Here is a 12,313-nt window from a genome sequence, read left to right as displayed (position 1 = left end):
CTCCGCATCGAGGCCCAGGGCACGCGGAGCTTCGCTCTCCTGGCGGAGTTCCGTATGGGGCGCCTCGAAGTCCGAAGCACGTGGCGCCGTCCCAGCGCCTTCGTCATGTCGGGCCACGGCCTCGTGACCAGTCTCCGAACTCACGCTCTCGTGAGAAGGACGTGCCTCCTGGTCGTACGCGCTCGACGTCTCAAATCCCGTGGACGGTGACGCGGCTTCCGAGTCGGCCTCACGTGGAGCCGCGACGTCAGCGGCCCGCGCCTCGGACTCGAAATCGCGCGGAGCCTCGTGCGCAGGTGCAGGAGCCGCATCCACCGACTCTTCATGGCTCGACGTCCGCGCACTCAGTGCCGCAGGCCCAGCCGCCTCGGCACTCGAATCCTCGACGCCGTGACTCGCGGGTTCCACCGGAACCACGGGCGCCGGCGTCGCCACGGTCCGGCCCTTGCGCACCAACCCGGGAACCAGTTGATGCGGCGCGGGCTCCGGCGGCCCCTTGCGCACGACGATGCGGTCGACGAGCGCCTTGCTCGCCGCGTCCAGCTTCACGAAGCGCACCGTCATGCCGGAGCGCCCCGCGCCCGACTCCACCTGCGCCTTCACCACCACGCCCTCGCCGCGCAAGAGCCGGCTCCCATCCGCCAGCACGAACTCGAACGCGAGCCCCGTTCCCTCGGGCTTCAGCGCGCGCGTGGCGATGAACACGCCGCCGCGCGCCACGTTCGAGCCGTACTTGTCGATGAACTCCTCCTCCGTGCCGTACGGAAGACGGATGCGCAGCGGAAGCAGCTTGGGAACAAGCCCGCTCATCGCAGGGGGATCCGCACCTCTCCCCCCGTCCCCGGGATGACCAGGTGGAGGTCACCTTCCCGCAGGGCCGGCGGGGGCAGCTCGAACAGGAGGATGACGTCCGAGCGCTCCTCGAGCGCCCACGTGCGGCGCAGCGGGCGCGTCCCCGCGAGCACCTGCGCATCCCGGGCAATCCCATACGACGCGTCTTGCGCGCCCACCACCCGCGCCGCATCCCAGTCCTGCGTCACGGGCGCGGGTCCCACGTTCTGCGTCACCAACTGCACCCGGAGGAACAACTCCTCCGTCGTCATGCTCAGCTTCCCCGAGCCCTTCACCGAGTGCGAGGACTCCAGGCCCGTGAGCTTCACCGCCACCGTGTCGATGTGCACCGTGGCATTCGACTCCGGCAGCTCCAACCGCCGGGGCGCCGCATCCTCCAGCCCGGCGGCGAGCCCCGCGAGCTGTGCGTTCGGATCTCCCCGGCTCGACTCGGGACCGGGCGTGGGACGACCGCCCTGGTTCACCCGGTCCACTTCCTGCCGCAGCTTCTGCAGCGTGCGCTCGTCCGCCGTGCCCAGGGCCCCGGACGCAGGCTCCTCCTTCGTGCAGCCCCCCCACAGGAGGGCCGCGGTCAGGAGCGGCGTCAGCGACACCAGGGCAGGGCGGACACGAGGGCTCACGCGGCGCCAGCTCCCTTCACCAGTTCGTACAGCTTCTCGAGCGCGGCGGGCAGCTTCGCCGAGTCCGGACCACCGGCCTGCGCCATGTCGGGCTTGCCACCGCCCTTGCCGCCGACCTCCTTGGCCATCTCCCGGACCAGCTCACCCGCGCTGATGCCCTTGGCCACCACGTCCTTCGTCACCGCGACGAGGATGATGGCCCGGCCGTCCTTCTCACCACCGATGGCCACCACGCCCGACTGGATGCGGTCGCGCAGGTTGTCCGCCATGCCGCGGAACACCTTGTCGTCCGCCGGGTCCACGCGCGTGGCCAGCACCTTCATGCCGTTGACGTCGCGCGCCTGCTCCAGCAGGTCCTTGCTGCCGGCCGTCTGAGCCTTGACGGAGACCTCCTCGACCTTGCGCTCGAGCTCCTTCACGCGCTTCTGCGTCGCCTCCACGCGCTTGACGACGTCCTTGGGGGACGTCTTGAGCAGCTCGGCCACCTTGCGCAGCTCGTGCTCCTGCTCGCGCACGTGCTGGAACGCGCCCACGCCCGTCAGCGCGATGATGCGCCGCACGCCGGACGCCACGCCGCTCTCGCTCGAAATCTTGAACAGGCCGATGTCGCCGCTGCGCTTGACGTGCGTGCCGCCGCACAGCTCGGTGGACTCCGGGTGCACGGTGACGACGCGCACCGTCTCGCCGTACTTCTCACCGAACATGGCCACCGCGCCGGACTTCTTCGCGTCCTCCAGCGCCATGACGCGCGTCTGCGCCGCCGCGTTGTCGCGAATCCAGCCGTTGACCAGGTCCTCGACCTTCTCCGACTCCTCGGTCGTCATCGGGCCGAAGTGCGAGAAGTCGAAGCGCAGGAAGTCCGCCGCGACGACGGAGCCCGCCTGCTTCACGTGCTCGCCCAGCACCAGCTTGAGCGCCTTGTGGAGCAGGTGCGTCGCGGAGTGGTTCGCGCGGATGGCCTTGCGCCGCTCCACGTCCACCGCCGCCTGCACCATGTCGCCAACCTGGAAGCTGCCCTCGGTGACCTCCACCGTGTGGACGATGAGCCCCTGCACCGGGCGCTGCGCGTCCAGGACCTTGGCCTTCGCCTTGCCGCCGTGGCCCACGATGTCGCCGGTGTCGCCCAGCTGGCCGCCGGACTCGCCGTAGAACGGCGTCCGGTCCAGCACCAGCTCCACCTTGTCGCCCTGGGACGCCTGCACCGCCTCCACGCCGTCGCGAATCAGCGCGCGGATGCTGCCCTCGCCCTCGTGGCCCTCGCCCTCGTAGCCCAGGAACTCGGAGGGCCCGAGCTTCTCGATGAGCTTGAGGTAGACGTCGCCGATGGCCTTGTCCTTGGTGAGCTTGCCACCCTCGTTGCGCTCGGCCTCCTTCTTCAGCTCCACATCGAAGCCGGGGAGGTCCGCGTCGAGCCCGTGCTCACGCAGGATGATCTGCGTCAAATCCCACGGGAAGCCGTAGGTGCCGTGCAGCAGGAACACGTCCGCGCCGGACATGAGCTTCTCGCCGGACTGCTTCAGCCGGGAGACGCTCTCGTCGATCATCTTCATGCCGCGGTTGAGCGTGCGGCGGAAGCTCTCCTCCTCGTGCTCGGAGACCTTGAGGATGAAGGGCCGGCTGTCGCGCAGCTCCGGGAACGCGTCACTCATCAACTCGATGACCCGGTCCACGACCTTGAAGAAGAAGATCTGCTCCAGGCCCAGCAGCGTGCCGTGGCGGATCGCGCGGCGCATGATGCGGCGCAGGACGTAGCCCCGGCCCTCGTTGGAGGGCTGCACGCCGTCGGAGATGAGGAACGCGGCGGTGCGGCTGTGGTCCGCGATGACGCGGTGGGAAGCGCCCGTCTCCTGCGAGTACGGCTTGCCGGAGACCTCCACCACCTTCGCGATGATGCTCTGGAACAGGTCGGTGTCGTAGTTGGAGCGCTTGCCCTGCACGACGGAGGCGATGCGCTCCAGGCCCGCGCCCGTGTCGATGGACGGCTTGGGCAGCGGAATCAGCGGCGCGTCCTTCTCCTTGCGCTCGAACTGCATGAACACGAGGTTCCAGATTTCCAGCCACCGGTCGCAGTCACACGCGACGCCCTGACACGGCTTGCCCGCCGCCTCCTCGACACAGGGGATGTCGTCGCCCTGGTGGAAGTGGATCTCGGAGCAGGGGCCGCACGGGCCCGTCTCGCCCATGGACCAGAAGTTGTCCTTCAGGCCGAGCTTGTAGATGCGCTCGCGGGCGACGCCCTGCTTCGCCCACAGCTCGAACGCCTCCTCGTCCCACGGGATGCCACCCTCGCCGTTGAACACGGTGATGGCCAGCCGCGCGGGGGGCAGTCCGAGCGTCTTCGTCACGAACTCCCAGCCGTACGCAATCGCGTCCGCCTTGAAGTAGTCGCCGAAGGAGAAGTTGCCGAGCATCTCGAAGAACGTGTGGTGGCGCGCGGTGTAGCCCACGTTGTCGAGGTCGTTGTGCTTGCCACCGGCGCGCACGCACTTCTGCGACGTGGTGGCGCGGCTGTAGTCACGGCGCTCGCGGCCCGTGAACACATCCTTGAACTGCACCATGCCCGCGTTGGTGAACAGCAGCGTCGGGTCGTTGGCGGGCACCAGCGAGGAGGACGGGACGCGGCGGTGTCCACGCTCCTCGAAGAACTTGAGGAACGCCTCTCGAATCTCGGAGGCGGTCAGGGCGGAAGGCATGGTGTGGGTATATGCCACAAGAGTGGGCCGCGCAGGAGTTCTTGGAGTTTGCATGGAGGGGTGGACGCCCCGGCCGACGAGACTCCGACAACCCCCGAGCCGCCTGGATGGCTGGTGGGGGAGGGGACGCCGTCTCCTGCAGGGCCCTCGTCAGTGCCCGTGCGACATCGACTGCTTCACCTTCACCACCCGGGCGGGCGTGCCCGCCACCACGGTCAGGGGCGGGACGTCCGACGTCACCAGGGCGCCCGCGCCAATCACCGCGCCGTCCCCCACGGTGACGGGGCCGATGATTTGAGCCCCCACGCCCACGTAGACGTTGCGGCCGATGCGGGGCACGCCGGGCACACCCAGCTGCGGCTCCACGCTGACGTTCTGGGACAGGAAGCTGCCCTCGCCCACCTCCACGCCGGGGGCCACCACCACGCCGACGCCGCCGTAGCCCAGCCCCACCGAGGCGTGCAGCCGCGCGTCGATGTCCACGTGGCTGTGCAGGAGCCGGTCGCCCACGGCGGCCACCATGCCCGGCAGCATCGGGACACCCAGCGTGCGCAGCCGCCTCGCGGCTCGGTAGAAGGTCAGCGCCGTCGGACCCATGTCCCACCCCGTCCCGTCCCCCGGCGGCCCGACGAAGGCCCGGCCTGGAGGCGCTCCTCGGCCCTGGACGCCATCCCGGAGTGGGAGGCAGCGGGCGTCGGAGGAGTCATCCAGGAGGACGGGCGCGTCGAAGCCATGGCTCCGCGCCAATCTAGGGGGAGCCCGGGCCCCGGCCAGTTGCGTGTTCGCGAGGGGCCCGCGAGCGTCCGCCAGCCAACCTCACCAGGTCCCCTCGGACCCCCAAGTGCCACCGGTCCGACACTCGCCCCGGTGGCCAGGCGCGTGGCTCAGGAGGCTTCGCCTTCGCGCAGGCGCTCGAGCGCGGCCTCGACGTACTGCACGCCCTTGGCGGTGATGGCCTTGCCCTTCTTGGTGTCCTGGGCGTAGCCGGCATGCAGCCGCAGGGCCTTGGCCGCGTTGGGCGCCGCGTAGGTGACGCCCAGCTCGCCCCAGAAGCGCGACGTCGTCCCGGACGTCACCTCCATGTCCAGCTCCGCGGCGCGGGCCAGGTAGAGCGGAATCAGCGAGCGCACGAGCTGGTCCTTCAGCTTGCCCGCGGACGCGAGCTGCTCGTGGCGCGGATGCGTCCGCAGCGCCGCCATCAACCGGTCCACCGCCTGTCCCGCGTCCGCCGTGGGAGACGCGGACGCGGCGGGGCTCTCGCGCTTCTTCGCGCGGGGCTTGCTCCGGGCGGGGCTGCTCTTGGCCGACTTCGGCGCGGGGGCCTTGGGGGCGCTCTTCGCGCTCTTCGTCACCTTGGCCTTGCGCGTCTTCGCGGCCTTCGTCGGAGGCACAGGCTCTTCGGCCACGACCTCGGCGGCGGGGGCTTGCGGCTCCTCGATGGGGCGAGGGCGCGGGGTGCGCTCGACGCGCGTGGGCTCGGGGGCGCTCGGGGGCGCGGCCTGCGCGGGGGCGGCTGGAGTCTCCCTTCGCTCCACGGGACGGGGCGCGCCATGGCCGTTGTGGGCGGGGGGAGGATTCGGGCGCGCGTAGCCCAGGCGCGTGCGCACCTCCTCCACCACGCCGCTCAATCCCACTTGCTGCAGCAGACCTTCCAACCGGGAAGCGAATGACACCGGGCATGCCCTCCTGGACCGGGCGCACGTTACCCCAGGATGGCCCCAGGTCGGATCCACGACGCCTACGCGGGGAGGGGAGGTGGGTGTGAACGGCCTGCCCTCCAGGCAACTGTTCGTCACCGGGCACACGGCGCTACACTGCGAGTCGCCCTCCCCCGCCATGCGGCTGCCCGCCCTCGTCCTGCTCCTGTTGCTCCTCGCGCCCGGCGCGACCCTCGCCCAGGGGGATACCCGTCTTGCGTTCCTGGGGCGCCAGCTCCAGCAGGGCAAGGACCCCCGCTCCCGCTCCCAGGCGGCGCTGGTGCTGGGCGCCACCGAGGACCCGGAGGCCGTGGCCGTGCTGTGCCCCGGCCTCAAGGACACGAGCGAGCTGGTTCGCGCCGCCGTCGCCAAGTCGCTGGCGAAGCTCTTGGAGTCCTCCGCGCTGCCCTGTCTGGAGGCCCACAAGGACGAGGCGGACGCGGCGGTGCAGGCGGCGGTGCGCGAGGCGGTGAGCGCGCTGAAGGAGTACCAGGCGCGTCCGGCCCGTCTGTACATCGCCATGGAGGGCATGAAGGACCTGACGCGCTCGCTGCCGCCGGAGCTGGTGAAGGCCACGGAGGCGCGGCTGCGCTCGCGGTTGGTGCGCCGGGGCGCGGTGCTGGCGCCGGCCAAGGAGACCAAGGCGCAGGCCAAGGGCGTGCTGAAGAAGCTGGGCGTGCGTGGTTTTCGCATCACCCCGGAGGTCCACCCCATGGAGGGCGGGGGCCTGCGGGTGGCCATCGTCTGCATGACCTACCCGGACCTGTCCCTGCTGGGACAGGTGGACGTGAAGGCCGGGGGCGCGCAGCCCGCGGACCTCCTCAAGGCGTTGGTCCCCCGCGCCGTGGAGGACGCCGCCGAAACCTTCGAGTGGAGCAACGACACATGACGACGAGCAGCACGGCGCAGCAGGCGGCCCCCAAGCGGCGCTGGCGCAACTTCCTGCTGGATACGAGCTTCCAGCTCAAGCTGACCGCGTACATCGTGGGCGTGACGCTGGTGCTGTCGGCGCTGCTGGGCGTGTTCCTGGTGCGCTCGGCGCGGGCGCTGATGCAGGAGACGGCGACGGCGGTGGAGGCGCGCTCGAAGGCCGCCGAGGTGAGCCGGGAGCTGTCCAGCGCCACGCTCTCCAACGAGCTGCTCGCGCGCATGGATGACCCGGCGTTCGAGGCCGCCTTCCGCGAGAAGGCGCAGACCATCGACGCGGCCTACGAGCAGGAGCGCGCGGCCATCGTCGCGCAGCGCGCGGAGCTCGAGTGGCGGCAGCGCGCGACGTGGTGGGTGCTGGGCGCGTTCCTCCTGGCCTTCATCGCCGTGGTGGCGCTGGGCACCATCGTCGTGACGCATCGGGTGGCGGGGCCGCTGCTGCGCATCCGGCGCATGGTGGGGGAGGTGGCCGAAGGCAAGCTGCGTCCTCCGTCGTACGGTCTGCGCGATGGCGACGAGCTGAAGGATTTGTTCGACGCGACGCGGACGATGATGCAGCGGCTGCGCGAGCAGAGCGAAGAGGATGCGCGGGTGCTGGCGAAGGCGCTGGAGGAGGCGGAGCGGGGTGGGGCGTCGGGCGAGTCGCTCGGCGAGCTGCGCGCGCTGGAGTCCCGCTTCCGCGCGCGCCTGGACGCGTGAGCGTTGCGCGGTGTTGCGTCGAGCGAGTCGCTCGGTGAGCCGCGTGCGTTGAGGTCTCGCTTCCGCGCTCGCCTGGGCTCGTGAGCCCTGCTCAGCGCGGCGCGGCTGAGTCCACGAGCAGCCCCGTCTGCTTGAGCACGCCGTGGATGCGCAGGCGCGCCTGCGCCCACGGCAGCGCCTCCACGCGGTAGCCCTCCAGGGCGTTCATCAGGTACGCGCGGTAGCTGGGGTGTCCCGGGTCCGCGATGATGACGACGCCCCGGTCCGTGGTGGACCGGATGAGGCGCCCCACGCCCTGCCGCAGCAGGAGCAGCGCGCGCGGCAGCCGGTACTGGAGGAAGCCCTGGTACTCGCCCCCCGCGCGGGCCAGCGGCTCCTCGCGCGCGGCGACCAGCGGACGCAGCGCGGGCTCCAGCGGGAGCTTGTCGATGAAGACACAGCCCACGCCCCGTCCGGGGATGTCCACGCCCTGCCAGAAGCTCTTCGTGCCCAACAGCACCGTGCCCGTGTCGCGCTCCTGCCGCGCCGCCAGGGAGCGGCCGTGTCCACGGGACTGCCGCAGCACCTCGATGCCCAGCGGCTCCAGCCGATTGCGAGCCTCCGCGCCCACGCGCTCCATGCGCCGCGTGGAGGCGAACAGCCCCAACAGCCGTCCGCCCATCGTCTGCGCGAGGCCGGAGATGCGCGTCGCCGCCCAGTCGACGAAGGGCTCCTCGTGCGCGCGCGGCGCGTCCGTGACGAGCACGACGAGCGCCTGCTCGTGCAGCTGGAAGGGGGAGGGCGCGCGCAACAGCCGGGGCGCGGGCTTGTCGCCTCGGCCATCCAGCCCCAGGCGCTTCAACACGAAGGGCGTGCCGCTCCCGTTGCTCGGGCCCAGCGTGGCGGAGGTGAGCACCAGCGCGCGCTTGTTCGCGGCGAAGTCGCGCGACACGTGGAAGGACACGTCCACCGGCTGCGCGCCCACGCTCCAGCGCTGACGTCGGGGCTCGGCCGTGGCCGAGTAGCACCGCCCCGCCGCCGCCTCGCCCGACAGCTCCGTGGCCAGCGTCGACAGCTCTCCCAGCTCCGTCGTCGCGCCAGACAGCTCGCGCTCCAGCGCCGGCATCCTCACCGCCAGCTCCGGCAGGGCCTCCAGCACCCGCACCGCGAGCAGTGTGTGCAGCGCCTGCAGCGCGCCACGCACCAGCTCCAGCCCCTCGCGCACCGGCGTCCACGCGGGCAGCGCGCGCACGGCCTCCGTCACGCGCAGCTCCGGGGCATAGGCGCCCTCGTCCGGGTCCTCTCCGGCCGCCGTCGCCGAGGGCTCACACAGCTCCGTCACCCGCGCGCCCAAATCCCGCGCCTCGTCCATCAACCGGCGCAGCGAGTCCTCCACCTGGCCCATCAGCGCGCGTGACTCCTCACGACGGGAGGCCGACAGCGCGCGCCGCAGCTCGGCGAACAGGCCGTGTCGTCCGTCGCGCCCGTGCAGCCGCTCGGTGAGCCGGTGGAAGGCCAGGTCCGACAGCTCCACGGTGAGCGCCGTGGTGGCCACGTCCTCCACCTCGTGCGCCTCGTCGAGAATCAGGTGCTCGAGCTTCGGGTAGCGCGCGGGCCACGCGAAGGCGAGCGACTGGTTGATGACCAGCACGTCCGCCTCGCGCGCCTGGGCCACCGCCGAGTGGTAGAAGCAGCGGTGGTGATGCGGGCACTTGTCGCCCAGCGTCGTCGCCGCCTCGGAGCGCACCGCCGGCATCAACCCCATGAGCACGGGGAAGCGCTCGCGGAACCAGTGGCTCAGCCGGTCCAGGTCTCCCTCGACGCTGCGGCGCAGGTACGCGCGCAGGTACGCCCGGGGCGCGCGGGCGTTGTGCCCCATGCCCGGCTCCACGCGCGTGGCCTCCAGCGCGCGGCGGCGGCACAGGTAGTTCGACTGGCCCTTGAGCAGCGCGTAGCCGAACGTGCCCCCCAGCGCGCGGTGCAGGCGCGGCAGGTCCTTCTCCAGCAGCTGGTCCTGCAGCGTCTTGGTGTGCGGCGCCACGCCGACTTTCCGCCCGTTGCGCGCGGCGAAGAGGGCCGCGGGCGTCAGGTACGCGAGCGACTTGCCCGTGCCCGTGCCCGCCTCCACCGCCACCTGCTCCCCATCCGACAGCGCGCGCGCCACCGCCTGCGCCATGTCGAGCTGCGCGGGCCGGCTGCGGAAGCCCTCCTCACGCTGCTCCAGCGCCCCGCCCGCGCCCAGCACCGCGGACACCTCGTCGGCCCGCACCGCCAACACCGGCGTCTCGGCCTCGGGCTCCGCGACCGCGGGGACGCCCACCGCGCGACGGCGCTCCGGACGTCCGCGCAGGAAGCCGCCTTGTGTCTCGAGCGCGAGCGGCGCGGGCCTCGCCCGGCAGGCCTCGTTCAGACGCGACAGGAGCTCCAGGAGTGGCCACTCGTCGTAATCGAACGCGCCCCCCTCCAGGCTGTCAGCGGGGCCGAGCCGGCGCGCCGCCCGAGGGTCCAGCGTGGCCACGAGGTCCGCGAGGTCCTCGCCACGCCCGTCGCTGATGCAGCGCTCCATCGTCTGCACGAGCACCGCGTACACCGCCTCGCAGTCGGACACCGCGCGGTGTGGCTGCCGGATGCCCAGCCCCGCCCAGCGCAGGAGCGACTCCAGCGAGTGGCTGGGCAGCTCCGGGTGCAGGTAGTGCATCAGCTCGCACGAATCGAGCACCGGCGCGCGGATGGAGCCCAGCAGGTCCGGCAGGAAGCCCTTCTCGAAGGAGGCGTTGTGGGCCACCACCGTCCAGCCCGTCAGCCGCGCCTTGAGGTCCTCCAGGTCCACGCCGAAGCGCGGCCGGCCCTCCAGGTCCGCGTCCGTCAGGCCCGTGAGCCGACGAATCGTGAGGGGCAGGGGCTTGGACGCCGAGTACAGCCGCGCGAAGCGGTCCACCTCGCGCCCGTCCTCGAAGAACAGACACCCCAGCTCGATGATTTCGTCGGCACGTGGATCCAACCCCGTGGTTTCGAGGTCGAGGAAGACATGCCGCGTGAAGAGCTCCGCCGCGCCGCCCATGCAGGGCCGGCACACTACTCCTCCCCGGCGCGGTGCCCAGATTTCGGCCTACGTCTTCACTCCACCAGGAAAACGCCGGAAATCATCTTCCCCATGGCGCAGCCGTACACGAGCTTGCCGGACGTCTTGGGCGTGAAGGTGATGTCCACCGGCTGGCCCAGCGGCAGCGCGGTGTTGATGCCGTAGTCGTCCATCACGACTTCCGTCGCGCACGTCTGGTCCGTCTTGCGCGTCACCACCAGCTTCACCGGCTCGTCCTTCTTGAGCTGCACGGGGCTGGGCTCGTAGCCCTTCTCCGTCACCGTCAGCTCCACCACGCGCACGCCGTTCTCCCGCTTCTCCGGGACGGTGGGCGCGGGGGCCGCGGCGGCGGGCGGGGTGTCCTTGGTGCAGCCCTGCTGGGTGGCGCCCACCATGGCGGCCGTCGCGGCCAGCGCGAGCCAGGGCTTGATGATGCGGGAGATGAAGGGGCGCATGGCGTGAGTGCCTCGCTCGGCAAAAGATGGAGGAAGGGGCGGCGCCCCCGCGAAATTCCGCGGCCTTGGCTTCAGGCCTCGGTGGCGGGAGCGCTCGCTGCGACCGGCTCGAAGCGCAACAGCGCGTGGAGCGGGACGAACACCTCGTGGCCCGTCTCGCCCAACAGCAGGTCGAAGCGGCCCACGTGCATCAGCGGCAGCTGCAGCGTGATGCCGTTGCGCAGCACCAGCTTCACCTGCTCGCCCAGGTGGTCCAGGAACGCGCGCGGGTCCGAGTACGGCCGCTTGTCCGGCTGACGGGCCACCGTGGCGGGCTTCTGGGTGAGCTTCGCGTCGCGCTCGAGTCCGGGGAGCAGCCGCTCCCACTCCCCGCGCCGCGCCAGGAGCACCACCTGCAGCTTCTCCAGCCGCCCGGTGCGCTCCAGCGTGAAGGCGATGGGCTCCTCGGCGACCAGCGTGTCCAGCAGCGACCGCTCCGCCAGCACCACGGAGACCTCCGCCTTGCCGGCGATGAGCCCCGACAGCAGCTCCGCGACGACGGCGTTGTCCACCTCGCCGCGCGCCTGCTTGATGGCCGCCTTGCGCTGGGTGCGCTCCTTGCGCGCCATGAACTCGGCCACCGTCATGCCGCTCTGGAGCACGCCGAACGCGTCCCCCAGCGACAGCTCCGGCGTCTGGCCCATCAGCTCGTAGACCTGGTCGAAGCGCTTGGCCTCCTCGGCGTGCAGCTTGCGCCAGATGCGGCACTTCATCTTGCCTTCCAGCTCACCCTTGGCGATGCGCGCCGGCACGTGCTCGCGCTGCGCGAGCGCGAGGATCTGCTCGGGCGTGGGCGGAGGCCGGGGCGCCGAGGAGCGGAAGCCCCCGGGACGACCCCCGAAACCGCCGGGACGTCCACCGGGGCCACCGGGCCCTCCAGGCGAGCGCGGCGCCATCGGCCGGGCGCCCGGCGTCACGCCCGCGGGGCGGGGGGCGCTGGAGGCCACCGGTACCGAGGGACGCGGCGCGGGCGAGGGTGCTGGCGCCGCGGGGCTCGTGGGGGCGGCCGCCGCCGCCGGAGTGGCGGGACGGGGCGTGGGCGCCACGCCCGTGGGCCGGGGCGCGACGGGAGCCGCCGCCGGACCCGCCGTGGTGGGCCGGGGCGTGGGGCGCGGCGTGGGCGCGGGCGCTGGGGAGTCCGAGGGGGACGGACTCTGCCCAGCGCTGCCGGGCGTCGAGGCCGGCCGCCGGATGACTTCGACCGCGGGGATGGCCCGCCGTGTCTTCCGATCGTTCACAGTCGTACGTTACCTGATGCGAGGAGCCCGGG

9 protein-coding genes and 1 pseudogene are annotated in these 12,313 nt (G+C 71.9%); 2 read left to right on the top strand and 8 right to left on the bottom strand.

The window, feature by feature from the left end:
* Positions 1-516 precede the first annotated feature (516 nt).
* From LXT21_RS24365 to LXT21_RS24345, 5 genes and pseudogenes are all read right to left on the bottom strand, one after another.
* A pseudogene (locus LXT21_RS24365) lies at positions 517-810 on the bottom strand (TIGR02266 family protein); the annotation flags it as partial.
* Positions 807-1,472 (bottom strand): hypothetical protein, encoded by a 666-nt coding sequence (locus LXT21_RS24360; protein WP_254040576.1) that lies wholly within the window; start codon positions 1,470-1,472, stop codon positions 807-809. The pseudogene LXT21_RS24365 and the gene LXT21_RS24360, both read right to left, overlap by 4 nt.
* Complete coding sequence (gene alaS, locus LXT21_RS24355; RefSeq protein ID WP_254040575.1) at positions 1,469-4,165, bottom strand: alanine--tRNA ligase; 2,697 nt, start codon at positions 4,163-4,165, stop codon at positions 1,469-1,471. The genes LXT21_RS24360 and alaS overlap by 4 nt, the downstream gene beginning before the upstream one ends.
* A gap of 150 nt (positions 4,166-4,315) precedes the next feature.
* Positions 4,316-4,762, bottom strand: a complete 447-nt coding sequence (locus tag LXT21_RS24350; protein WP_254040574.1) for a DapH/DapD/GlmU-related protein — start codon at positions 4,760-4,762, stop codon at positions 4,316-4,318.
* A 287-nt stretch (positions 4,763-5,049) separates the two neighbouring features.
* Entirely contained in the window at positions 5,050-5,838 is a 789-nt protein-coding gene (locus LXT21_RS24345) for a hypothetical protein (protein ID WP_254040573.1), read from the bottom strand.
* A 163-nt stretch (positions 5,839-6,001) separates the two neighbouring features.
* On the opposite strand from LXT21_RS24345, the gene LXT21_RS24340 reads away from it, so the two are divergent.
* The gene (locus LXT21_RS24340; RefSeq protein ID WP_254040864.1) at positions 6,002-6,751 is read left to right on the top strand and encodes a HEAT repeat domain-containing protein; all 750 of its coding nucleotides are present in this window, start codon (positions 6,002-6,004) and stop codon (positions 6,749-6,751) included.
* On the top strand, positions 6,748-7,488 hold the full coding sequence (locus LXT21_RS24335; RefSeq protein ID WP_254040572.1) for a sensor histidine kinase: 741 nt from the start codon (positions 6,748-6,750) through the stop codon (positions 7,486-7,488). Before LXT21_RS24340 ends, LXT21_RS24335 begins: the two co-directional genes overlap by 4 nt.
* Positions 7,489-7,579: 91 nt before the next feature.
* On the opposite strand, the gene LXT21_RS24330 is transcribed toward LXT21_RS24335, so the two are convergent.
* The 3 genes from LXT21_RS24330 to LXT21_RS24320 all read right to left on the bottom strand — a co-directional run bounded on the left by LXT21_RS24330 (position 7,580) and on the right by LXT21_RS24320 (position 12,281).
* Complete coding sequence (locus tag LXT21_RS24330) at positions 7,580-10,528, bottom strand: helicase C-terminal domain-containing protein (RefSeq protein WP_254040571.1); 2,949 nt, start codon at positions 10,526-10,528, stop codon at positions 7,580-7,582.
* A 56-nt stretch (positions 10,529-10,584) separates the two neighbouring features.
* Complete coding sequence (locus LXT21_RS24325; RefSeq protein ID WP_254040570.1) at positions 10,585-11,004, bottom strand: cupredoxin domain-containing protein; 420 nt, start codon at positions 11,002-11,004, stop codon at positions 10,585-10,587.
* Positions 11,005-11,075: 71 nt separating this feature from the next.
* Complete coding sequence (locus LXT21_RS24320) at positions 11,076-12,281, bottom strand: hypothetical protein (protein ID WP_254040569.1); 1,206 nt, start codon at positions 12,279-12,281, stop codon at positions 11,076-11,078.
* Between the last annotated feature and the right edge of the window lie 32 nt (positions 12,282-12,313).

It is taken from the genome of Myxococcus guangdongensis (assembly GCF_024198255.1).
GTDB lineage: Bacteria > Myxococcota > Myxococcia > Myxococcales > Myxococcaceae > Myxococcus > Myxococcus guangdongensis.
Note: the sequence above shows the minus strand (reverse complement) of the source record. Positions and strands in the feature narration are given on the sequence as shown.

Coding starts and splice junctions, on each gene's coding strand:
- alaS (WP_254040575.1), bottom strand. CDS start 4,165: ATGCCTTCCGCCCTGACCGCCTCCGAGATTCGAGAGGCGTTCCTCAAG.
- LXT21_RS24350 (WP_254040574.1), bottom strand. CDS start 4,762: ATGGGTCCGACGGCGCTGACCTTCTACCGAGCCGCGAGGCGGCTGCGC.
- LXT21_RS24340 (WP_254040864.1), top strand. CDS start 6,002: ATGCGGCTGCCCGCCCTCGTCCTGCTCCTGTTGCTCCTCGCGCCCGGC.
- LXT21_RS24335 (WP_254040572.1), top strand. CDS start 6,748: ATGACGACGAGCAGCACGGCGCAGCAGGCGGCCCCCAAGCGGCGCTGG.
- LXT21_RS24330 (WP_254040571.1), bottom strand. CDS start 10,528: ATGGGCGGCGCGGCGGAGCTCTTCACGCGGCATGTCTTCCTCGACCTC.
- LXT21_RS24325 (WP_254040570.1), bottom strand. CDS start 11,004: ATGCGCCCCTTCATCTCCCGCATCATCAAGCCCTGGCTCGCGCTGGCC.